General features: G+C 65.4%; 21 protein-coding genes. 14 read left to right on the top strand and 7 right to left on the bottom strand.

Features of this window, described 5'->3' with window-relative positions:
• Position 1: 1 nt before the first annotated feature.
• The 3 genes from ASD73_RS04350 to ASD73_RS04340 all read right to left on the bottom strand — a co-directional run bounded on the left by ASD73_RS04350 (position 2) and on the right by ASD73_RS04340 (position 2113).
• On the bottom strand, positions 2–1180 hold the full coding sequence (locus tag ASD73_RS04350; RefSeq protein WP_056368828.1) for a PQQ-dependent sugar dehydrogenase: 1179 nt from the start codon (positions 1178–1180) through the stop codon (positions 2–4).
• A gap of 70 nt (positions 1181–1250) precedes the next feature.
• Positions 1251–1886 (bottom strand): sigma-70 family RNA polymerase sigma factor, encoded by a 636-nt coding sequence (locus ASD73_RS04345; RefSeq protein ID WP_056368831.1) that lies wholly within the window; start codon positions 1884–1886, stop codon positions 1251–1253.
• Positions 1886–2113: a NepR family anti-sigma factor gene (locus ASD73_RS04340; protein WP_056375943.1), complete on the bottom strand. Its 228-nt coding sequence runs from the start codon at positions 2111–2113 to the stop codon at positions 1886–1888. The genes ASD73_RS04345 and ASD73_RS04340 overlap by 1 nt, the downstream gene beginning before the upstream one ends.
• A gap of 291 nt (positions 2114–2404) precedes the next feature.
• Here ASD73_RS04340 and ASD73_RS04335 point away from each other — a divergent pair, with 291 nt between their 5' ends.
• Entirely contained in the window at positions 2405–2959 is a 555-nt protein-coding gene (locus tag ASD73_RS04335) for a sigma-70 family RNA polymerase sigma factor (RefSeq protein WP_082521397.1), read from the top strand.
• A 58-nt stretch (positions 2960–3017) separates the two neighbouring features.
• Here ASD73_RS04335 and ASD73_RS04330 read toward each other — a convergent pair whose 3' ends face one another.
• Complete coding sequence (locus ASD73_RS04330; protein ID WP_056368836.1) at positions 3018–3812, bottom strand: response regulator; 795 nt, start codon at positions 3810–3812, stop codon at positions 3018–3020.
• Positions 3813–4043: 231 nt separating this feature from the next.
• Between ASD73_RS04330 and ASD73_RS04325 the strand changes: the two genes are divergently transcribed.
• The 13 genes from ASD73_RS04325 to fghA all read left to right on the top strand — a co-directional run bounded on the left by ASD73_RS04325 (position 4044) and on the right by fghA (position 17339).
• Positions 4044–5567: a sensor histidine kinase gene (locus ASD73_RS04325; RefSeq protein ID WP_235534129.1), complete on the top strand. Its 1524-nt coding sequence runs from the start codon at positions 4044–4046 to the stop codon at positions 5565–5567.
• 49 nt (positions 5568–5616) lie between these two features.
• Complete coding sequence (locus tag ASD73_RS04320) at positions 5617–6867, top strand: putative DNA modification/repair radical SAM protein (RefSeq protein ID WP_056368841.1); 1251 nt, start codon at positions 5617–5619, stop codon at positions 6865–6867.
• A complete protein-coding gene (locus tag ASD73_RS04315) occupies positions 6864–8291 on the top strand; it encodes a UdgX family uracil-DNA binding protein (protein ID WP_056368843.1) in 1428 nt (475 codons plus the stop codon). The genes ASD73_RS04320 and ASD73_RS04315 overlap by 4 nt, the downstream gene beginning before the upstream one ends.
• Entirely contained in the window at positions 8291–9304 is a 1014-nt protein-coding gene (locus tag ASD73_RS04310; RefSeq protein WP_056368845.1) for a ligase-associated DNA damage response exonuclease, read from the top strand. The genes ASD73_RS04315 and ASD73_RS04310 overlap by 1 nt, the downstream gene beginning before the upstream one ends.
• Positions 9301–10869, top strand: coding sequence for a cisplatin damage response ATP-dependent DNA ligase (locus tag ASD73_RS04305; RefSeq protein WP_056368847.1), 1569 nt, complete (start codon positions 9301–9303; stop codon positions 10867–10869). The genes ASD73_RS04310 and ASD73_RS04305 overlap by 4 nt, the downstream gene beginning before the upstream one ends.
• Positions 10870–10966: 97 nt before the next feature.
• On the top strand, positions 10967–11581 hold the full coding sequence (locus ASD73_RS04300) for a superoxide dismutase (protein ID WP_056370302.1): 615 nt from the start codon (positions 10967–10969) through the stop codon (positions 11579–11581).
• A 111-nt stretch (positions 11582–11692) separates the two neighbouring features.
• Complete coding sequence (locus tag ASD73_RS04295) at positions 11693–13072, top strand: L-serine ammonia-lyase (protein WP_056368849.1); 1380 nt, start codon at positions 11693–11695, stop codon at positions 13070–13072.
• Between the two features lie 31 nt (positions 13073–13103).
• A complete protein-coding gene (locus tag ASD73_RS04290; protein WP_056368851.1) occupies positions 13104–14216 on the top strand; it encodes an S-(hydroxymethyl)glutathione dehydrogenase/class III alcohol dehydrogenase in 1113 nt (370 codons plus the stop codon).
• Positions 14217–14223: 7 nt separating this feature from the next.
• Complete coding sequence (locus ASD73_RS04285) at positions 14224–14607, top strand: VOC family protein (RefSeq protein ID WP_056368853.1); 384 nt, start codon at positions 14224–14226, stop codon at positions 14605–14607.
• Complete coding sequence (gene purU, locus ASD73_RS04280) at positions 14604–15476, top strand: formyltetrahydrofolate deformylase (RefSeq protein ID WP_056370303.1); 873 nt, start codon at positions 14604–14606, stop codon at positions 15474–15476. The genes ASD73_RS04285 and purU overlap by 4 nt, the downstream gene beginning before the upstream one ends.
• A 121-nt stretch (positions 15477–15597) precedes the next feature.
• Positions 15598–15978, top strand: coding sequence for a VOC family protein (locus tag ASD73_RS04275; protein ID WP_056368856.1), 381 nt, complete (start codon positions 15598–15600; stop codon positions 15976–15978).
• Between the two features lie 30 nt (positions 15979–16008).
• Positions 16009–16494, top strand: a complete 486-nt coding sequence (locus tag ASD73_RS04270; protein WP_443027948.1) for a prolyl-tRNA synthetase associated domain-containing protein — start codon at positions 16009–16011, stop codon at positions 16492–16494.
• Positions 16491–17339, top strand: coding sequence for an S-formylglutathione hydrolase (fghA, locus tag ASD73_RS04265; protein WP_056368859.1), 849 nt, complete (start codon positions 16491–16493; stop codon positions 17337–17339). The genes ASD73_RS04270 and fghA overlap by 4 nt, the downstream gene beginning before the upstream one ends.
• A gap of 134 nt (positions 17340–17473) precedes the next feature.
• Here the strand turns inward: fghA and ASD73_RS04260 are convergent, their stop codons facing one another.
• From ASD73_RS04260 to ASD73_RS04250, 3 genes are all read right to left on the bottom strand, one after another.
• Positions 17474–18460, bottom strand: a complete 987-nt coding sequence (locus tag ASD73_RS04260) for a quinone oxidoreductase family protein (RefSeq protein WP_056368862.1) — start codon at positions 18458–18460, stop codon at positions 17474–17476.
• A 100-nt stretch (positions 18461–18560) separates the two neighbouring features.
• Positions 18561–20420 (bottom strand): DEAD/DEAH box helicase, encoded by a 1860-nt coding sequence (locus tag ASD73_RS04255; protein WP_056368864.1) that lies wholly within the window; start codon positions 20418–20420, stop codon positions 18561–18563.
• A 67-nt stretch (positions 20421–20487) separates the two neighbouring features.
• Positions 20488–21666 carry an NAD(P)/FAD-dependent oxidoreductase gene (locus ASD73_RS04250; protein WP_056368866.1) on the bottom strand — a complete coding sequence of 393 codons (1179 nt, stop codon included), beginning with the start codon at positions 21664–21666 and terminating at the stop codon, positions 20488–20490.
• Position 21667: the final 1 nt, after the last annotated feature.

Raw genomic sequence — 21667 nt, 5'->3', positions numbered from 1 at the left:
GCTATTTCTTCGGAACCAGCTTCACCAGCTTGCCGTCCTCGCCGTCGGTCAGCAGCCAGACCGAACCGTCGTCACGCACCTCGACCTCGCGGATGCGCTGGCCGAAGTCCCAGCGGTCGGACTTATGCAGCTTGTCGCCGTCGACCTGCATGCGGATCAGCCCTTCGCCCGACAGCGCGCCCATCAGCAGGCTGTTCTTCCAGCCGCGATAGGCGTCGCCGCCGTACCAGACGAGCCCGGCGGGCGAGACCGACGGGTTCCACCACAGTTTCGGCGCGGCGAATTCGGGGCGCGTCGGATGGTCGGGAATATCCTTGCCGTCATAATGATCGCCGTTCGACACGATCGGATAGCCGTAATTCGCCTTAACCTCGACGAGGTTGACCTCGTCGCCGCCCTTCGGCCCCATTTCCTGGTTCCAGAGCTTGCCGGTGCCGTCGAAGGCCAGCCCCAGGATGTTGCGGTGGCCGAGCGACCAGATTTGCGCGGTCACGCCGCTTTCGCTGACGAAGGGGTTATCGGCGGGAATGCTGCCGTCGGGATTGAGGCGCAGTATCTTGCCGAGGTTGGCGGTCATGTCCTGCGCGGGCGTGAATTTTTGGCGCTCGCCCGATCCGATGAAGAGATATTTGCCGTCGGGCGAGAAGGCGAGGCGGTGCGAATAATGGCCCTGCCCGGTGACCTTGGGATCCTGTTTCCAGATGATCTGGAGCCCTTCGAGCGTCGGCGCTGCACCCTGTTTGAGCTTCGCCTTGCCGACCACCGCGCCATAGGTGTTGCCGGGGCCGGGCTCGGCCCAGCTCAGGTAAATCGTGCCGCTGGTCGCGAAGTCGGGCGCGACGATCACGTCGCCGAAGCCACCCTGACCGCCATAGGCGACTGCGGGGACACCCGCGACGTCGAGCGTCGGGCCGCTTTCCTGCCACAGTTTCAATTTTCCCGATCGCTCGGTGACGAGCGCGGCGCGCGTGCCGGGGACGAAGGTCATCGCCCAGGGTTCGTTGAAGCTCGCGATTTCCTTGACCGTGAACGGCGCGTCGGCGAGCGGCGTCGCGGGCTGGGCGCCCGAGGCGTCGAGTTTGGCGGTGTCGGCGGGCGCGGCTTCGGTCGACGCCGGGGCGGCCGAGCAGGCGGCGACGGCCAGCGCGGAAATCAGGGCAAGATGCGGCAGGTTTTTCATCGAAAGGGGCTCGCTTCGCTGGGGACGGATGCGCACATCTGACGCGGCGGCGCGGCAAAGTCGAGAGGTCTTAGCGGCTTGCCGCCTCGCGCCGCGCTGTGATCGTCTCGACGCTGTCCATAATCGCGTCGACCGCTTCGCTCGCGGGCGGCGCATCGGCGCGCTTCTGCGAGAACTGACCGCTGTTCATGATCTCTTCGAGGGCGGCGCGCGCGCGCGAGACGCGGCTTTTCATCGTGCCGAGCGCGCAGTCGCAGATGCTGGCGGCTTCTTCATAGGACAATCCGCCGGCGCCGACGAGGATCAGCGCCTCGCGCTGGTCCTGCGGCAATTCCATGAGCCCGCGCTGCAGGTCGGCCATCTCGCCGCTGTCTTCCTGGCTGGCCGGGGTCGACATCGTGCGCTCGACCGAGGTCTCGTCATATTCGCCGACGAATTTGTTGCGACGCATCTGCGACAGAAAGGTGTTGCGCAGGATCACGAAGGTCCACGCCTTGATCGAAGTGCCGCGTTCGAACCGTTCGCGCGACGCCCATGCCTTGACCATCGTGTCCTGCGTCAGATCGTCGGCGAGGTCGGGGTTGCCCGACAGGCTGCGGCCATAGGCGCGCAGGTGGGGGATGACGCCGGCGAGCAGCGTCTTGAATTCGCTATCGGACAGGGTTTCGGCCTGCGGCTGCGAAGCAGCGGCGGTGGGTCCGGTCATTATTGCTTCGGGCTTTTCTGATCGAGCTGGGAAAGAAGGTCGAGCATATTATCGGGCAGTTTTTCGGCGACGACATTGCCATAGATCATGCGCAGCTTCGCGCTCACCGGCTCGGGCGCCTGCCGCCCCGTCAGCGTGCGATGCCACTGGTCGCCGGTAGTGCCGGGAAAGCCCCCCAACGTGCGGCGCGCATCGGCGCCCGGGGGAAGGGGGCCCTTGCCGTTCATCCTGTTGTTGCCTTGCGTAGCCATGCGGGAGCAACGACGAAAACGGCCCGGGGTTCCCCGCCTGCTGGTTTTTTCGACGAACGGTGTTGCGATAAAAGCACAATGTCTGGTCCGGCCGGTATCGGTTACTGCCTCTTTGATGCGCTTTTGGTTCCCATAAAGGATTCAACCCGCTAAGCCCTTGGTCCATTCAGCGGTGCTTCAGGGCGCCCAAGCGATCAGGATTGTGTGAACAGCGACGAAACGCCTCAGCCGCTCGACGATGCCAGCTTCAAGCGCGAACTCGCGGCGATGTTGCCACATCTGCGCGCGTTCGGACGCAGCCTGACGGGCAACGCCGACCTTGCCGACGACCTGGTGCAGGAAACGATGCTGAAGGCGTGGAAGGCGCGTGCGCAATATGTGCCGGGACCCGCCAGCATGAAGAGCTGGGCGTTCGTCATCCTGCGCAATTGTTTCCTGTCGCAGATGCGGCGCAAGAAATTCACCGCCGAATATGACGAACTTGCTGCCGAGCGATTGCTCGTCGCGCCTGACGATCAGGACGACAGCCTGCACCTGGCCGACGTGCAGCGCGCGCTGATGATGCTGCCGGTCGACCAGCGCGAGGCGCTCGTGCTGATCGGCGCCGGGCAATTATCCTATGAGGAAGGTGCGGCGATCTGCGGCTGCGCCGTGGGCACGATGAAAAGCCGCGTGTCGCGCGGCCGCGCGGCGCTGCAGGCGATATTGGAGAGCGGCGAAATGCCGCGGCGCAGCGCCGACGTCATACCATCGAGCGAGGCGTTCCGCACGATCATGGACAATGTCGATCAGCTGACAACGCATGGACCCAGCGGAGATTAGAATAAGTTTCCGATGAAGTTGGATCCCTCCCGCAGACGAGAGGGAGTAGAAAGAAGCCCTATGCCGCGAGCTGCGGCGTGAAGAGCAGGCTCTGGCTGATCGCCGCGCGCACGGTATTTTCGCGGAACGGCTTTGAAATCAGGAACGTCGGCTCGACGCGTCCGCCCGTGAGCAATTTTTCGGGAAAGGCAGTGATGAAGATCGCCGGGACCGGGGCGATCGCCAAAATGTCCTGCACCGCGTCGATCCCCGACGATCCGTCGGCAAGCTGAATGTCGGCAAGGACGAGCCCCGCGTCGGTCCGTTCGAACGCTGCGACCGCGTCTTCGTGAGTGGTCGCGATGCCTGCGACACGGTGCCCCAGATCGCGCACAATCTGTTCGAGCTCCATTGCGATCAGCGGCTCGTCTTCGATGATCAGCACCGAGGTTTGTGATTCGCGATCGAGTTCGCCGACCGCATCGGCGAGCAGGGTTTCGACCGTCGGCCCGTCGGTGCCGGTGATCAGCCCGGCCTCCTCGACCGAAAAGCCCTCGAGCGCGGTGAGCAACAGGATCTGCCGGCCGAGCGGGGTGATATGGACGAGGCGGCGATGCGCGGCGCGGACGAGCGGGTGCTCGCCTTCGTCGCTGTCTTCGCCCTCGTCGATATAGGCGCTTTCCCAGATGCGGTGGAAATTGCGGTAAAGGTCGATCCGGGTGCCGTCGCCGCTGTGGAATTCGTCGGGTGCCGCGACGATGACTTCGAGCGTCGTGTGAACGAAATTGTCGCCATGTTGCTGACTACCCGTCAAAGCGCGCGCGTAGCGGCGCAAGAAAGGCAAGTGCCCGCGAAGTTCCTCACCCAATGTCATCTAAACTGCTCCCTCTTGAGTGCAGTCATACGCGTCCCGGCGCGGGTCGGTTCCGCGTGGCGGCCGAAACAGCGCCTCGGGGCTCTGCAACTTGTCGCGCCGCGGTGCGTAGAGTCTGCCGGGACGCGAAGATGTTGCGATGTAAGTTAGTGGAATGACACCACTTTCCCTTTGCGCGGCACGTATGCTTTTGTAGGGACCATTTTCATGGCAGAGCGGCGCCCCGGGGAAATGAGCGATGCACAGCCATCGGCATTGCAAGGCAGCGAGGGACGGGTGTTGGCGGACGGGGAAGACGAAGACGCGGCGCGGGCCGAGAGGCGGCGCCTCGATACGCTTCGCGAATATCGCATCATGGATACCGCGCCCGAGCCGGCGTTCGACCGCGTGACGAAAATGGTCGCCGACCTGTACGGCGTGCCAATCGCGCTGGTCTCGCTGGTCGACGATTGCCGCCAGTGGTTCAAATCGGCGTACGGCCTCGATACCCCCGAAACGCCGCGCGAAATCAGTTTTTGCCAATATGTCATCGCCGAAGACCGGCCGGTGATGGTGACCGATGTGCTGGGCGATCCGCGGTTTCAGGACAATCCGCTGGTGACCGGCGACCTGCACATCCGCTTCTATGCCGGCGTGCCGCTGCGCGCTTATAACGGCGCGATCCTCGGCAGCCTTTGCGTGATCGACCGCGAAGAACGCGGACCGTTGACCGATGTCGAGCTCGAGCGGCTTGAGGATTTCGCCGGGATCATCATGGCCGAGGCCGATCTCCGCCGCATCGGCGTCGAGCGCGACGAGGCGCGCCGGACGCTCGAACGCGCGCTCGATTTTTCAGGGATAGCGACGTGGCAATATGATCCGCGGACCGACCGCCTCAGCACGCAGGGCGCCGGCGCCGAACTCTGGGGCTCCGAATTCCAGACAATGCTCGCGACCGGCAACGGATTTTTCGACCTCGTACACCCCGACGACCGCGCCGCGCTACGCGCGATATTGAAGGAAGCGGTCGCGAACGGCACGCCCTATGCGGCCGAATATCGCGTCCTCAACCCCGAGCGCGGGGTGCGCTGGAACGCCGTGCGCGGCGACTGGGACGTGCGGTCGGACGACGCGATGTTGACCGGGGTGAGCATCGACATCACCGAACAGAAGAGCCGGCAGGAAAATGCCAATCTGTTGATGCGCGAATTGCACCACCGGATGCGCAACCTGTTCGCGACGGTCAGCGCGATCATCTCGCTGACCCGCCATGCCTCGCGCGACGTCGACGATTATGTCGAGCGGATCAGCAGCCGGCTTGACGCGCTCAACCGCGCGCAGAATGTCCTGCTCGGCGCCAATTTCATGACCGGGTCGATGCACGCGCTGATGCGCGAGGTCGAGGCGGCCTTTCCGCGCATCCGCTGGTCGGGCCCCGACCTGCTGTTGCCTGAAAATGCACTGGTCGCGATGGCGCTGGTGTTCAACGAACTTGCGACCAATGCGGTCAAGCATGGCGCATTGATGAACGACGGGGGACGCGTGGAGGTCAACTGGTCGCAGGACCCGCAAGGCAGCGACTCGCGGATGTTCCGCCTGACCTGGACCGAAACCGGGACGCAGGGGCTGGTCGGGCCGCCCGACCGCACCAGTTTCGGCACGCTGCTGATGGAACGCAGCGTGCGCAACAATCTGGGCGGCTCGATCGCGCGCCACTGGGAACCGACCGGGCTGGTGGCCGAAATCGCGCTGCCCGCAAAGTGGCGCGAGGCTTAAGCACGGCAGGCAATTTGTTCTCTCTATGTTCCTGTGCTAGTCATGGGGGATGTCCGCCAAACCGATTCTGGAAAAGCTGAGCATTCTCGCCGATGCGGCCAAATATGATGCGTCTTGCGCGTCGTCGGGAACGGTCAAACGCGATTCGGTCGCGAGCAAGGGCATCGGCTCGACCGAAGGCATGGGCATCTGCCACAGCTACGCGCCCGACGGCCGGTGCATCTCGCTGCTGAAGATCCTGCTCACCAACTTTTGCATTTACGACTGTCGCTTCTGCATCAACCGCGCGTCGAGCAATGTCGAACGCGCGCGGTTCAGCCCGCAGGAAGTCGTCACCCTCACGCTCGATTTCTATAAGCGCAACTATATCGAAGGGCTGTTCCTCTCGTCGGGCATCATCCGCTCGGAGGATTATACGATGGAGCAGCTGGTCGAGGTCGCGCGTATCCTGCGCGAGGAGCATCGCTTCCAGGGTTATATCCATTTGAAGACGATCGCGGGGGCTGACCCTGGGCTGATCGCGCTCGCGGGGCTTTATGCCGACCGGCTGTCGACCAATGTCGAATTGCCGACCGAGGCCGGGTTGCAAAGTTTCGCGCCCGAGAAAAAGCCCGAGACGATCCGCAAGACGATGGCGTCGGTGCGCGTCGGCGCCGATGATGCGATCGAGGCGGCGAAGAGCCGGCTGATCGGCAAGGCGGCGCCGCCGCGCTTCGCGCCCGCGGGGCAATCGACGCAGATGATCGTCGGCGCCGATGCGGCGCGCGACGATGATATTTTGAAGACCGCGACGAACCTCTATTCGGGCTATCAGCTCCGCCGCGTTTATTATTCGGCGTACAGCCCGATCCCCGATGCGAGCAGCGATTTGCCGCCGGTGCGCCCGCCGCTGATGCGCGAGCACCGTCTGTATCAGGCGGACTGGCTGTTGCGCTTCTATGGCTTTGAGCGCGCCGAGATCATGGAAGGCGCGCCGGGCGGCATGCTCGACCTCGCGATCGATCCGAAGCTCGCGTGGGCGCTGATGCGGCGCGAGGCGTTTCCAGTCGACATCAACCGCGCGCCGCGCGAACTGCTGCTGCGCGTGCCCGGGCTCGGCACGCGCGCGGTCGATCGGATCGTCGCGGCGCGGCGGCTGGGCAAGCTGCGGCTCGGCGACCTCGCCAAGCTGACCGCGTCGGTGAAGAAGGTCCTGCCTTTCATCGTCACCCTCGACTGGCGGCCGGGGAAGCTCACCGACAGCGCCGACCTGCGCGCACGTTTCGCGCCACCGGCGGAGCAATTGGCGCTCGCGCTGTGAGGGAGGTCGTTCTGGCCGAGCCCGGCGATTTTGCCGAATGGCGAAGCGCAGCTAGGAGCTTGCTCGCGGGTGGTGTCGCGCCCGAGCATGTGAGCTGGCGCGGCGGCGCGGAAGGCGCGTCGCTGTTCGGCGACGCGGTGGCGGCGGCGTCCGCCGGTGCGGTGTCGCTGCCGCGCGAATTGCTCGAAATCGTCGAGCGCGTGATCTGCCACCGCGACCCGGAAGTTCCGGCGCGGCTTTACCGGATTGTCTGGCGTGCGGCGCGCGACCGGCATTTGCTCGCGCGGACGACCGATGCCGAGGTCGACTGGCTGCGCAAGGCCGACAAGGCGATCCGCCGCGACGTTCACAAAATGCACGCCTTCGTGCGCTTTCGCCGGCTCGGCGAAGAGGCGGGGCGCGAAAGCTTTGCCGCGTGGTTCGAACCGACGCACCGCATCCTGCGGCTCACCGCGCCTTTTTTCCAGCGCCGCTTCTACGGCATGGACTGGGCGATCGTGACGCCCGATGCGCGCGCGATCTGGCAGGACGAAACGCTGAGCTACGGCCCCGGCGGGACGAAGGACGAGGTGCCCGACAGCGATGTGGTCGAGGATCAGTGGCGCACCTATTATGGCGCGATCTTCAACCCCGCGCGAGTGAAGATCGACGCGATGCGCGCCGAAATGCCTAAGAAATATTGGAAGAACCTGCCCGAGGCGCAGGATATTGCACCGCTGCTCGCCGGCGCCGAGGCGCGGGTGGAACGCATGCGCGAAGCGGCCGTTTCCTTGGCGAACCCTCTGACCGACAAATGGCGGACGCGCGTGCCCGACGAATTGCTCCTCGATGATGATGTGAAGACGCTGGGCGAGCTGGCGCGCGCGGTGGATCGCTGCACGCGCTGCCCGCTCTATTGCAATGCAACGCAGGGCGTCGCGGGCGAGGGGCCCGAACGCGCACGGATCATGCTCGTCGGCGAGCAGCCGGGCGATCAGGAGGATCTGCAGGGGCGGCCGTTCGTGGGCCCGGCGGGGCAGGTGCTGAACGAGGCACTGGAGGAAGCCGGACTCGATCGGACGCGGCTGTTCCTGACCAACGCGGTCAAGCATTTCAAGTTCGAGCCGCGGGGCAAGCGGCGGCTGCACCAGAACCCGACGACGGGCGAGATCGACATTTGCCGCTGGTGGCTCGACAAGGAGCGGGCGTTCGTTCAAGCCGACCTGATCGTGACCTTGGGCGCCAGCGCGCTGCGCGGTGTGACGGGGAAGAGCGCGAGCATCAAGTCGATGCGCGGTGCGGTGCATGGCCTGGCCGGAGGTGGCAAGCTGATCGCGACGATCCACCCATCCTTCCTGCTCCGTCTTCCCGATCGCGAGCGCGCCGCCGAGGAGCGGGCGATGTTCGTAGCCGACCTGATCCGTGCGCGGAAACTCGCGGCCTGATGGCGCGGACCAAATCCTGGATCGAACCCCATTCTAGCGGGATTTATGTAAAGCCTGCGGACCTGTGGATCGACCCGTCGCGCCCGGTCGAGCGCGCCGCGGTGACGCACGGCCATGCCGATCATGCACGCAGCGGCCATGGCGCGGTCTTTGCGACCCCCGAGACGCTGGCGATTATGGCGCTGCGCTATGGGGTCGATGTCGAGGCGAGCCATAATCAAGCGTATGAATATGGCGACGGGTTCGAGCGGGGCGGGGTGCGGTTCAGCTTCCATCCCGCCGGGCATGTGCTCGGCAGCGCGCAAATCTTGATGGAATATCAGGGCGAGCGGATCGTCGTAACCGGCGACTACAAGCGCCGCGCCGATCCGACCTGCAAACCCTTCGAGGTCGTGCCGTGCGACATCTTCATCACCGAGGCGACCTTTGGCCTGCCGGTATTCCGCCACCCGCCGACAAACGACGAGATCGCCAAGCTGATCGGCGCGGTGCGCGCCGAGCCCGACCGTTCGGTGCTCGTCGGCGCCTATGCGCTGGGCAAGGCGCAGCGGGTGATCGCCGAATTGCGCGGCGCCGGATGGGACGCGCCGATCTATATCCACGGCGCGCTTGAGAAGATGTGCGAGCTCTATGCGGTGCATGGCGTTGATCTCGGCGAGTTGCGGCTGGTCAGCGAAACCGACAAGGCCGAAATGGCGGGGCATATCGTCCTCGCACCGCCCTCGGCGCTCAATGATCGCTGGTCGCGGCGGCTGCCCGATCCGGTGACCGCGATGGCGTCGGGCTGGATGCGCGTGCGCCAGCGCGCACGCCAGCGGATGGTCGAACTGCCGCTGGTCATTTCGGACCATGCCGACTGGGACGAACTGACGACGACGATTTCGGAAGTGAACCCGAAGGAAAGCTGGATCACGCACGGCAGCGAGGACGGACTGCTGCGCTGGTGCGAGCTGCATCAACGCAAGGCGCGCGCGCTGCACCTCGTCGGCCGCGATCTGGAGGAGGAGGCGTGAAGCGCTTCGCGGCCCTGATCGACCGGCTGATCTATACGCGCTCGCGCAACAGCAAGCTCGCGCTGATCGTCGATTATCTCCGCCACACGCCCGACCCCGACCGCGGATGGGCGATCGCGGCGCTGACCGAAAGTCTCGACTTTCCGGCGGTGAAAGCGGGGACGGTGCGGACACTGCTCGCGACGCGGGTCGATGAGGAGTTGTTTCGGCTGTCGCGCCATTTCGTCGGCGATACGGCCGAGACGGCGGCACTGCTTTGGCCCGATGCGCCGGGCGCGAAAGCCGATCTCAGCGTATCGGCCGCGGTCGATGCACTTGCCGCCGCGAGCCGCAGCGACGCCCCCGCCGTCGTTGCATCGCTGCTCGACCGTCTCGACGCCGACGGGCGTTATGCGTTGCTCAAGCTCGCGCTCGGCGGGATGCGCGTCGGGGTGTCGGCGCGGCTTGCGAAGCAGGCGTTTGCGCAGGCGTTCGACGTGCCCGTCGACGATGTCGAGGAGCTTTGGCACGCGATCGCGCCGCCTTATGCGCCGCTGTTCGCGTGGGGCGAAGGCAGGGCCGAGCGGCCCGACCTGAAAGATGTCGCTTTCTTTCGCCCCTTCATGCTCGCGCATCCGCTCGAAGAGGAAAGCGTCGACCTCGCCGACTATGCCGCCGAATGGAAATGGGACGGTATCCGTGTCCAGATCGTCCATGGCGGCGGCGAGACGCGGATCTACAGTCGCGGCGGCGAAGAGATCAGCGGGGCCTTTCCCGAACTCGTTGCGGCGTTCGATCAGGATGCGGTGATCGACGGGGAACTGCTGGTACGCGGCGAGGTGCAGGGGGGTGAGGCAGCGAGCTTCAACGCGCTTCAGCAAAGGCTTGGGCGAAAGGTCGTCTCGAAGAAGATGCTCGCCGATTATCCGGCATTCGTGCGCGTCTATGACTTGCTCGCGGTCGACGGCAACGACCTGCGCGGCTTGCCGTGGACCGAGCGGCGGCGGCAATTGGAGGCCTTCGTGCCGCGGCTCGCCGACAGCCATTTCGACCTGTCGCAGGTGATCGACGCGAGCGATTTCGACGATCTCGCCGAACGCCGCGCGGGCGCGCGCGATGCCGCGATCGAGGGGGTCATGCTCAAGCGCCGCGATGCGCCCTATGTTGCGGGGCGGCGCGCCGGGCTCTGGTATAAATGGAAGCGTGACCCGCTCACCGCCGACTGCGTGATGATGTACGCCCAAAGGGGCAATGGACGTCGCGCGAGCTTCTATTCGGACTACACCTTCGGATGCTGGTCCGACGCGGGCGAGTTGCTCCCTGTCGGGAAGGCCTATTCGGGCTTCACCGACGAGGAATTGAAATGGCTCGACAAGTTCGTGCGCGACAACACGCTGAACCGCTTCGGCCCGGTGCGCGAGGTCGAAAAGTCGCTCGTGCTCGAAGTCGCCTTCGATTCGATCCACAGCAGCAAGCGCCACAAGTCGGGGCTCGCGATGCGCTTTCCGCGCATTTCGCGTATCCGCCGCGACAAGCCCGCCGAAGAGGCCGACCGGATCGCGACGCTTCAAGCCATGGTGACCTGAAAAATAACCGCAAAATTTGCGGTCACAGGGTTGCAACCCGCAGGTCCGATACCGAGTTTAAGGCCGCAAACCCCTCGATAATAAAATGGAGACTGCCATGACGATCGCCCATCCTCCCCTGCCTTATGCCCAGGACGCGCTGGAGCCGCACATCTCGGCCGACACGCTGGCGACGCACCATGGCAAGCATCACAAGGCCTATGTCGACAAGACCAACGCCGCGATCGAGGGCACCGAGCTGGCGTCGAAGCCGCTCGAGGAAATCGTTCATCACGCCGAAGGTTCGGGCAACAAGGGCCTGTTCAACAATGCCGCGCAGGCGTGGAACCACGCTTTCTATTGGGAAAGCCTGTCGCCCACCAAGACCGAGCCGAAGGGCGACCTGCTCGCCGCGATCGAGCGCGATTTCGGTTCGCTCGATGACCTGAAGAAGAAGCTCAAGGAAACCGCGGTCAACCATTTCGCGTCGGGCTGGGCCTGGCTCGTCTCGCGCGACGGCACGCTGTCGGTCACCGACACGCACGACGCCGGCACCGAACTGGTGGCGGGCATCAAGCCTTTGCTCGTGATCGACGTGTGGGAACACGCCTATTATATCGACCGCAAGAACCTGCGCCCGGCCTATGTCGACGCGGTGGTCGACGAACTGCTGAACTGGGATTTCGCCGCGGAGAATTTCGCTCGCGACACCACCTGGACCTATCCGGCGTAATGCCATGATCCTCCCTGTGCTTCGAGCATGGGGAGGATTTCCTCTTTGCCGTAACGAAAATTGGCCCGCGCGGGCCTATCGGGATCGTCCGCCTTCTCCTATAGGGCCGCCATGACGATCAGCCTGTTCGAACTCTTCAAAATCGGTGTCGGTCCCTCCAGTTCGCATACTGTGGGCCCGATGGTCGCCGCGCGGCGTTTCACCGTATGGCTCGACGAGCAGGGGCTGTTGGCGAGGGCGACGCATGTCGAGGCCGACCTCTACGGTTCGCTCGCGCTGACCGGGAAGGGTCACGCCGCCGACACCGCGATTGTCGCGGGGCTCGCCGGCGAAATTCCGGCCAGCACCAGCCTCGCCGCGATCAAGGCGCATTGGGATCGTGCCGAGAGTGAAGGTTTTATCTACCTGCTCGGCCGCCAGCGCGCTCGCTTTCAACCGAAAAGCGACCTGCATTTCCAGATGCGCCAGCGCCAGCCGTTCCACAGCAACGCCGTGAGTTTTACCGCGCGCGACGGCGATGGCGAGATACTTGCAAAGCGCATGTATTTCTCGATCGGCGGCGGCTTCGTCGTCGACGAGGATGAGGCGGGGCGCAACAGCCGCGGTGCCGAGGACGAGGTAGAGCTGCCCTTCGCCTTCACCTCGGGTGCCGATCTGCTCGAAATGGGGGCGGCGTCGGGCAAGAGCTTTGCCGAGATGATGCTCGAGAATGAGCTGGTGCATCGCAGCCTCGACGAAGTGAACGCCGGACTCGACGCGATCGCGGGCGCGATGGATTCGTCGATCGACGCGGGCTGTTGCAGCACGGGAATTTTGCCGGGCGGACTCAAGGTCAAGCGTCGCGCGCCGCAAATCGCCGAAGACATTCGCAATCGCCACGAACAGAATCTGACCGACCCGCTCGCAATGATGGACTGGATCAACCTGTGGGCGATGGCGGTGAACGAAGAAAATGCCGCAGGCGGCAAGGTCGTCACCGCGCCGACCAACGGCGCGGCGGGGATCATCCCCGCGGTGATCCGCTTTTACCGGCGCGGCTATCGCGGCGATGATGCCGGGGTGCGAACCTTCCTGCTCGCCGCAGGCGCGGTCGGCGCGCTCTACAAGCGCAACGCCAGCATCTCGGGCGCCGAGGTCGGCTGCCAGGGCGAGGTCGGTGTGGCCTGCTCGATGGCGGCGGCGGGGCTGACCGCGGCGCTCGGCGGCACGAACGCGCAGATCGAAAATGCCGCCGAGATCGGCATGGAGCATAATTTGGGCCTGACATGCGATCCGATCGGGGGTCTCGTGCAGATTCCGTGCATCGAACGCAATGCGATGGGCGCGATCAAGGCGATCGACGCGAGCCGCATCGCGATGATCGGCGACGGCACGCATGTCGTCAGCCTCGACACGGTGATCGTGACGATGCTGCAAACCGGTCGTGACATGCGCGACAAATATAAGGAAACGTCGAAAGGCGGGCTTGCGGTCAGCGTCGTGGAGTGCTGATAGCGCGAGCAGACCTAAGGAGACTCGTGCCATGAAGACCCGCGCCGCCGTTGCGTTCGAAGCGAAGAAGCCGCTCGAAATCGTCGAGCTCGACCTCGAAGGCCCGAAGGCGGGCGAAGTGCTGGTCGAGATCATGGCGACGGGTATCTGCCACACCGATGCTTATACGCTTGATGGCTTCGACAGCGAGGGCATCTTCCCGAGCGTGCTCGGCCATGAAGGTGCGGGCGTTGTGCGCGAAGTCGGCGCGAGCGTCACCAGCGTGAAGCCAGGCGACCATGTGATCCCGCTCTACACCCCCGAATGCCGCCAGTGCAAAAGCTGCCTGTCGGGCAAGACCAACCTCTGCACCGCGATCCGCGCCACCCAGGGAAAGGGGCTGATGCCCGACGGCACGACGCGCTTTTCGTACAAGGGCCAGCCGATCTTCCACTATATGGGCTGCTCGACCTTCTCGAACTTCACCGTGCTGCCCGAGATCGCGGTCGCGAAGATCCGCGAAGACGCGCCGTTCCAGTCGAGCTGCTACATCGGCTGCGGCGTCACCACGGGTGTCGGTGCGGTGATCAACACAGCCAAGGTCCAGGTCGGCGACAATGTCGTCGTCTTCGGGCTCGGCGGCATCGGGCTCAACGTGATCCAGGGCGCACGCCTCGCGGGCGCCGACAAGATCATCGGCGTCGATATCAATCCGGCGCGCGAGGAATGGGGCCGCAAGTTCGGCATGACCGAATTCCTCAATTCGAAGGGCATGAGCCGCGAGGAGGTCGTCGCGGCGATCGTGCAACTGACCGACGGCGGCGCCGACTATACCTTCGACGCGACGGGCAATACCGAGGTGATGCGCACCGCGCTCGAAGCCTGCCACCGCGGCTGGGGCACCTCGATCATCATCGGCGTGGCCGAGGCGGGCAAGGAGATCGCGACGCGTCCGTTCCAGCTCGTCACCGGGCGCAACTGGCGCGGCACGGCGTTCGGCGGCGCCAAGGGCCGCACCGACGTGCCGAAGATCGTCGACATGTATATGACCGGCAAGATCGAGATCGACCCGATGATCACCCACGTCATGGGCCTCGAAGAGATCAACAGGGGCTTCGACCTGATGCATGCGGGCGAGAGCATCCGCAGCGTCGTCGTGTTCTGAGGCCGGCATGTTCAGCCATGTCGCGCTGGGCGCCGACGATATTGAAGCCGCGCGCCGTTTCTATGACGCCGCGCTCGGCGCGCTCGGGATCCCGCCGGGCGTCGTCGACGAATGGGGCCGGCTCATCTATTCGCACGCCGGTGGGCGCTTTTTGCTGACGAAGCCGCTCAATGGCGAAACCGCCAGCGGGGCCAATGGCGGAACGCTGGGTTTCGTCGCGGCGTCGACCGAGGCGGTCGATGCGTGGCACGCCGCGGGTGCGGCGAACGGCGGCGCGGCGATCGAGGACCCGCCCGGCATTCGTCACGTAACCGCAGGACGGACGGTCTATCTCGCCTATCTGCGCGATCCCGCCGGGAACAAGCTGTGCGCGACGCACCGGCTGGCATGACCGAAATGGACCAGCCCGCCTTTGTCCTGACCTTCAGCTGCGCCGATGCGGTCGGCATCGTCGCGGCGGTGACGGGGCTGCTCGCGGAACGCGACGGCTTCATTCTCGACAGCCAGCAATATGCCGATCTCGATTCGGGGCGCTTTTTCATGCGCGTCGAGTTTCGCGGCGCGGGGCCGCGCTTTCCGGGCGAGCTGGCCGCGGTGCAGGACGCTTTCGCACCAATCATCGATCGTTTCGCGATGGACGCGCGGATCAGCGACAGCCGGGTCAAGCCGCGCTTCGTCATCGCGGTGTCGCAGGGCAGCCATTGCCTCAACGACCTGCTCCACCGCTGGTCGACCGGCAACCTCGCGATCGACATCGCCGCGGTGGTGTCGAACCACGAACATCAGCGGCGCCTGACCGAATGGCACGGTGTGCCCTTCCATCACCTGCCGGTCAGCGACGCCAACCGCGCCGAACAGGAAGCCGCGATCCTGCAGATCATGGCCGATGCGGGCGCCGAACATCTGGTTCTCGCACGCTATATGCAGGTTCTGTCGCAGGATCTGTCGGCGAAGCTGTCGGGGCGCTGCATCAACATCCACCACAGCTTCCTGCCGGGCTTCAAGGGCGCCAAGCCCTATCACCGCGCGCACGAACGCGGGGTCAAGCTGATCGGCGCGACCGCGCATTTCGTGACGAGCGACCTCGACGAGGGGCCGATCATCGAACAGGCGGTCGAGCGCGTCGATCATCGCGATTCGGTCGACGAACTGATCCGTATCGGCCGCGATACCGAAGCGCAGGTGCTGGCGCGCGCGGTGCGCTGGGTCGCCGAGCAGCGCGTTTTGATCGACGGACGCAAGACGGTGGTTTTCCGTTAGGAGCCTTACGCTGCGCTCCGGTTCATCATTTTTGGAGAATCCGGAACATTATGGCGGCTGGTCCTGCCCGGCGGGACAGCGTAGGTATCGATTCGCAACCAAATCAGGAGGAGCAAAGGCGATGTACAGTCACAATATGGTCGGGTCGAACGACCTCGAAGCCGCCAGGAAATTCTACGACGCGACCTTCCAGGCGATCGGCGGCAAGCCCGCGATCCAGGACGACAAGGGCCGTCTGATCTATGTGCATAATGGCGGCCTGTTCCTTGTCGGCGCACCGATCGACGGCGAACCGGCAACGGTCGGCAACGGCTGCACGATCGGTTTCGCGATGGAAGGTCCCGAACAGGCCAAGGCGTGGCACGATGCTGGTGTCGCCAACGGCGGCACCTCGATCGAAGACCCGCCGGGCGTACGCGAAGGCGGGTTCGGCGCCATGTATCTCGCCTATCTGCGCGATCCGTCGGGCAACAAGCTCTGCGCGCTGCACCGCGTCGTCTGAGCCGATACCATGATGCGAGGCGAAGCGGGATTGCTGGCCGATTTGGGCGTGCTTGCGATCCCCTTTGCCGCGCACGAACATGAGGCGGTGTTTACCGTTGCCGAGAGCGACGCGGTGCACGCCGCGATGCCGGGGGCGCACACCAAGAATCTGTTCCTAAAAGATAAGGGCGGCGCCTTCTGGCTCGTCACCGTGCCGTCCGACGCGCGGGTAAACCTGAAGGCGCTGCCAGCGGCGATCGGGTGCAAGCACGTGAGCTTCGGCAAGGCCGAGGATATGGAGCGATTGCTCGGCATCACCCCGGGGTCAGTGACCCCGCTCGCGGCGATCAACGCGGTGCCCGGAAGCATCACCGTCGTGCTCGACGACGTGCTGGCGGCGGCGGAAACGGTGAACGTCCATCCGCTGCGCAACACCGCGACGCTGGGGCTACCTGGCGGGGCGGTCCTCGACCTGCTGCGTCATTGGGGGCATCAGCCGCTTGTCGCCGCCATCCCTGTGCAGGAAGAATCATGACCCTCGAAACCATCTCCACCGTTCGCAGCCATGGCGGCACGCAGGGTGTGTACAAGCATGCGAGCACGACCACCGGCACCGACATGACCTTCGCGGTGTTCGTCCCCAACCATGAACCGGGCGCGAAGCTGCCGGTGCTCTGGTATCTTTCGGGGCTGACCTGCACCCATGCCAATGTGATGGAAAAGGGCGAATATCGCGCCGCATGCGCCGAACATGGCGTGATCTTCATCGCCCCCGACACCAGCCCGCGCGGCGAGGGGGTGCCCGACGATCCCGATGCGGCATGGGATTTCGGGCTGGGCGCCGGTTTCTATGTCGATGCGACCGAGGAGCCGTGGGCGAAGAACTACCGCATGCGCTCGTACATCGAGGATGAGCTGCCCTCGCTGGTGCTGCGCAATTTCGCTTCGGCCGACCTGACGCGGCAGGCGATCACAGGCCATTCGATGGGCGGGCATGGCGCATTGACCATTGGCCTCCGCAATCAGGATCGCTTTCGCTCGGTCTCGGCCTTCTCGCCGATCGTCGCGCCGCTGCAGTGCCCGTGGGGTGAAAAGGCGCTCGGCAATTATCTCGGCAACAACCGCGAAGACTGGCACGCCTATGACGCGTGCGCATTGCTCGATCAGGGGCTGCGCGTGCCCGACCTGCTCGTCGATCAGGGTGACGCCGATAATTTCCTGACTGAACAGCTGAAGACCGAATTGCTGGTCGCTGCGTGCGAACGCGCCGGGCAGAAGGCCGAAATCCGGATGCAGCCGGGTTACGACCACAGCTATTATTTCATCTCGACCTTTTTGGCCGAGCATGTCGCGTGGCATGCGGAGCGGTTGAAGGCGTAAGTGATTCCCTTCCCTGAAAGGGAGGGGCGTGGAGACTTGGCAGCTTGCTGCCTAGTCGTAGCGGGGTGGGTTTGCGGCCAAGCAAGAACGCCTGCGGCTACCCACCCCCGACCCCTCCCTATGAGGGAGGGGAGTCAGGAATGCTCCGGAATCAACAGCGTCGACCCCGTCGTGCGCCCGGCCTGCAAATCGGCGTGCGCGCGCGCGGCGTCCTGCAACCCATAGCGCTGGCCGACGGTGATCTGCACCGCGCCGCTTTCGATCATCTCGAACACACGCGCGGCGCCCGCGGCGCGCTCGCCGGGCAGGTGATAATAATCGAATAGCGTCGGGCGCGTGACGAACTGCGATCCGTGCTGTGCGAGGACGCCGAGATTGACGCCGGTCACCGGACCACCGGCATTGCCATAGCTGACGATCAACCCGCGCCGCGCCGTGGCCTTCAAGGACACCTCCCACGTCGCCAAGCCGATGCCGTCGAAGGTCACGGGGACGCCCTGACCGTCGGTGATCTCGCGAACATGCGCGGCGACATCGTCGCTCTTGTACATCAGCACATGGTCGGCGCCGGCTTCGCGCGCGGTGTGCGCTTTGGCTTCGGTGCTGACGGTGCCGATCACGGTCGCGCCGATCGCCTTCAGCCACTGGACGAGGATCAGCCCGACGCCGCCCGCGGCGGCGTGGACGAGCACGGTCGATCCCGCCTCGACCTTCGCGCAGCGCTCGACGAGCATCTCGACCGTACACGCCTTCAGCAGCGCGGCGGCGGCGGTTTCATCGTCGATGTCGGCGGGGAGCTTGAACAGCGACGCCGCGCCGACGATCCGCGCGCTGGCATAGGCGGTGCGTTCAGGGCCGAAGGTCGCGACGCGGTCGCCGGGCTGGAGGCCGTGGACGTCGGCGCCGACGGCAATGACTTCACCGGCGGATTCGACGCCGAGCCCGCTCGGCAGCGGAACGGGATAAGTGCCGTCGCGATGATAGGTGTCGAGATAGTTGAGCCCGACCGCGGTCTGGCGGAGCAGCACCTGGCCGGGGCCGGGGTCGCCGAGCGTCACCTCGCGCCAGTCGATGACCTCGGGTCCGCCCTGGCTTTCGATAAAGGCTTCGATCGCTTGCATGCGCCGCTCTCCTGCTGTCCGGCCCATCTGGTGGACCGGACGGGAGAGCGCAAGGGCGGTGCGACAAAAGCCCCTCCCCGTCGGGGGAGGGGTTTAGGGCTTATTTCGACGGGCGGCGCGGGCTGCGCTGGCCGAAGGGCTTGGGCTTGTAGCGTTCGGTGTTGCCGCCCGGGCCACGCGGCCCACGCGGACCGGCACGGTCGCCGAATCCACGATCGCCGCCCGGCGCGCGGCCGAGCGTGCTGCGCGGGGCGCCGTCGCGCGGGCCACCATGGCCGCCCTTGTCGCGGCGCGGCGGATAGGTCGGGCCGTCGGGCGCGGGGGTGATCGACACGCCGCTGTCGTCCTCGCCATCGGCGTTGGCGCTGCGCACCACCGCTTCGGCAAAGCGATCGGCGATCGCGCGCGGGATGTTGAACATCGTTTCCTTGGGACCGATGCGGATCGCGCCGATCTCGTTCTTGCTCACATGGCCGCGGCGGCAAAGCAGGGGCAAGATCCAGCGCGGATCGGCATTCTGGTGGCGGCCGATGTTGAGGCGGAACCAGACGCTGTCCTCGAAGCCTTCGCGCTGATCGCCACCGGGGCCGCGCTCGGGGCGCTCGAAGCGTTCGCCGCGCTCGGGACGGCCTGCACCGTCGCGCCCGCGCGCGCTGTTGTCGATGAGGTCTTCGGGCGGCGGCATCAGCGCGCGGTGCGCCTGAACGAGCGATGCCGCGATATCCTCGGGGGTGCGCTCGGCCATCAGGCGCTGCGCGAGTTCGAGATCCTCGGGCTCATGCTCGACCGGGGTGAGCAATTTCTCCATCAACCGTTCCTGATCGCGCTTGCGCACGTCGGCGGCGGTCGGCGCGTCCATCCATTCGGCGTTGATGCGGGCGCCGCGGAGCATGCCGTCGACGCGGCGGCGGCGCGGATAGGGGACGATGATGACCGCAGTGCCCTTCTTGCCCGCGCGGCCGGTGCGGCCCGAACGGTGCTGGAGCGCCTCGGCGTCGCGCGGGATTTCGACGTGGATGACGAGGCTGAGCGTCGGCAGATCGATACCGCGCGCGGCGACGTCGGTCGCGACGCAGACCTTGGCGCGGCGATCGCGGAGAGCCTGCAGCGCGGCGTTGCGCTCATTTTGGCTATGCTCGCCCGACAGAGCGACCGCGGCGAAACCGCGCTCGACAAGGCTGGCGTGCAGGCGGCGGACATTGTCGCGCGTCGCGCAGAACAGCATCGCGGTTTCGGCGTCGTGCAGGCGGAGCAGATTGACGACCGCGCCCTCGATGTCGGCGGGGGCGACGGTGACGGCCTGATAGGCAATGTCGCCATGGCCGCGATCCTGGCCGACGGTCGAGATGCGCAGCGCATCCTTCTGGTAGCGCTTGGCGAGCTGAACGATCGGGTTTGGGATCGTCGCCGAGAAGAGCAAGGTGCGGCGCGTCGCGGGGGTGCCGTCGAGGATTTCCTCAAGGTCATCGCGAAAGCCCATGTCGAGCATTTCGTCGGCTTCGTCGAGCACCGCGACGCGTAGCGCGGACAGGTCGAGCGCACCGCGCTCGAGATGATCGCGCAGACGTCCGGGGGTGCCGACGACGATCTGCACGCCCTGGCCCAATGCGCGGCGTTCCTTGCTGGCGTCCATGCCGCCGACGCAGGTTGCGATGCGCGCGCCGGCCTTGGCGTAGAGCCAGCTCAGTTCGCGGCTGACCTGCAGCGCGAGTTCGCGCGTCGGCGCGACGATCAGCGCGAGCGGCGAGGTCGCGTAGGGCATACGACCGTCTTCGAGCAGTTCGTCACCCATTGCGAGGCCGAACGCGACGGTCTTGCCCGAGCCGGTCTGCGCGGAGACGAGCAGATCGCGGCCCTTGGCCTGATCCTCGCTGACCTGCGTCTGGACGGGAGTGAGCGCTTCATAGCCGCGCGCGACAAGGGCGTCCGAAAGGACGGGAGAAAGATTTTCGAAAGGCATTTTTATCTCAATAATATGGGCGGTCACCGGTGCGGTGACGGGCCGACGGAAAAGGGGCTCAATGGGCTTAAATCACCTGTCCGGCAGCGTGTCCGCTGGCCCAGGCCCATTGAAAATTATAGCCGCCTAACCACCCTGTGACATCTACGGCTTCGCCGACCGCATAGAGGTTCGGGACGGTTTTGGCCATCATTGTTTGTGAGGATAGGTTTGCAGTCGAGATTCCGCCGACGGTGACCTCGGCTTTGGCGAAGCCTTCGGTGCCGTTCGGGCGGAAAATCCAGCCCGCGAGCTGCGCCTCTGCATCGGCGAGTTTGCGGTCGGTCTGGGCGCCGAGTTCGCCGGGGAGCGCGAGGCGTTCGGCGAGGGTTTCGGCGAGTCGGTCGGGGAGCAGCGCTCCCAGGGCGGCGCGCAGGGTGGTGCGCGGACGGGTGCGTTTGACTTCGAGCAGCCAGCCTTGCGGGGCATCGGGCAGGAGGTCGATTGTTACGGGTTCGCCGTGGCGCCAATAGCTGCTGACCTGCAGGATCGCCGGACCCGAGAGACCGCGGTGGGTGAACAGTGCGGCTTCGCGGAACGCCGCCTTGCCCGCGCGCGCCTCGACCGGTGCGGCGATTCCCGACAGCTCGCGGAACAGTACATCGCCGCCGCCGAGCGTCAGTGGGACGAGCGCAGGGCGCGGCTCGACCACTTTCAATCCGAACTGACGCGCAAGGTAATAAGCGAAGCCCGTCGCACCCATCTTGGGGATCGACGGGCCGCCGGTCGCGATGACCAGCGCCGGGGCGGTGAAATATTGGTCGCCGAAGCGGACGGTGAATTTGCCGTCGGCGTGCGTCACGTCGCTCACCGGTTGGCCGGTGCGAACATCGACGCCGGCTTTCGCGGCCTCTTCGAGCAGCATCGCGACGATCTGTTTCGCCGAGCCGTCGCAGAAGAGCTGGCCAAGCGTTTTCTCATGATAGGCGATGCCGTGGCGCTCGACGAGCGCGATGAAATCGGCGGGGGTGTAGCGCGCGAGCGCCGACTTGGCGAAATGCGGGTTCGTCGAGATAAAGCGGTCGGGCACGGTGTTCACATTGGTGAAGTTGCAGCGCCCGCCTCCCGAGATCAGGATCTTTTTGCCGGCCGCATCGGCATGGTCGAGCAGCAGCACGCGGCGGCCGCGCGCGCCCGCGACCGCGGCGCACATCAGTCCGGCCGCGCCGGCACCCAGCACGATGGCGTCAAATTCGATTGCGGACATG

Source organism: Sphingopyxis sp. Root154, from assembly GCF_001427105.1.
In the GTDB taxonomy this organism is placed as follows: domain Bacteria; phylum Pseudomonadota; class Alphaproteobacteria; order Sphingomonadales; family Sphingomonadaceae; genus Sphingopyxis.
The sequence above is the reverse complement of the archived record's forward strand: the minus strand, read 5'-3'. Positions and strand labels throughout refer to the sequence as shown.

Coding starts and splice junctions, on each gene's coding strand:
- ASD73_RS04350 (WP_056368828.1), bottom strand. CDS start 1,180: ATGAAAAACCTGCCGCATCTTGCCCTGATTTCCGCGCTGGCCGTCGCC.
- ASD73_RS04345 (WP_056368831.1), bottom strand. CDS start 1,886: ATGACCGGACCCACCGCCGCTGCTTCGCAGCCGCAGGCCGAAACCCTG.
- ASD73_RS04340 (WP_056375943.1), bottom strand. CDS start 2,113: ATGAACGGCAAGGGCCCCCTTCCCCCGGGCGCCGATGCGCGCCGCACG.
- ASD73_RS04335 (WP_082521397.1), top strand. CDS start 2,405: ATGTTGCCACATCTGCGCGCGTTCGGACGCAGCCTGACGGGCAACGCC.
- ASD73_RS04330 (WP_056368836.1), bottom strand. CDS start 3,812: ATGACATTGGGTGAGGAACTTCGCGGGCACTTGCCTTTCTTGCGCCGC.
- ASD73_RS04325 (WP_235534129.1), top strand. CDS start 4,044: ATGAGCGATGCACAGCCATCGGCATTGCAAGGCAGCGAGGGACGGGTG.
- ASD73_RS04320 (WP_056368841.1), top strand. CDS start 5,617: ATGTCCGCCAAACCGATTCTGGAAAAGCTGAGCATTCTCGCCGATGCG.
- ASD73_RS04310 (WP_056368845.1), top strand. CDS start 8,291: ATGGCGCGGACCAAATCCTGGATCGAACCCCATTCTAGCGGGATTTAT.
- ASD73_RS04300 (WP_056370302.1), top strand. CDS start 10,967: ATGACGATCGCCCATCCTCCCCTGCCTTATGCCCAGGACGCGCTGGAG.
- ASD73_RS04295 (WP_056368849.1), top strand. CDS start 11,693: ATGACGATCAGCCTGTTCGAACTCTTCAAAATCGGTGTCGGTCCCTCC.
- ASD73_RS04290 (WP_056368851.1), top strand. CDS start 13,104: ATGAAGACCCGCGCCGCCGTTGCGTTCGAAGCGAAGAAGCCGCTCGAA.
- ASD73_RS04285 (WP_056368853.1), top strand. CDS start 14,224: ATGTTCAGCCATGTCGCGCTGGGCGCCGACGATATTGAAGCCGCGCGC.
- purU (WP_056370303.1), top strand. CDS start 14,604: ATGACCGAAATGGACCAGCCCGCCTTTGTCCTGACCTTCAGCTGCGCC.
- ASD73_RS04275 (WP_056368856.1), top strand. CDS start 15,598: ATGTACAGTCACAATATGGTCGGGTCGAACGACCTCGAAGCCGCCAGG.
- fghA (WP_056368859.1), top strand. CDS start 16,491: ATGACCCTCGAAACCATCTCCACCGTTCGCAGCCATGGCGGCACGCAG.
- ASD73_RS04260 (WP_056368862.1), bottom strand. CDS start 18,460: ATGCAAGCGATCGAAGCCTTTATCGAAAGCCAGGGCGGACCCGAGGTC.
- ASD73_RS04255 (WP_056368864.1), bottom strand. CDS start 20,420: ATGCCTTTCGAAAATCTTTCTCCCGTCCTTTCGGACGCCCTTGTCGCG.
- ASD73_RS04250 (WP_056368866.1), bottom strand. CDS start 21,666: ATGTCCGCAATCGAATTTGACGCCATCGTGCTGGGTGCCGGCGCGGCC.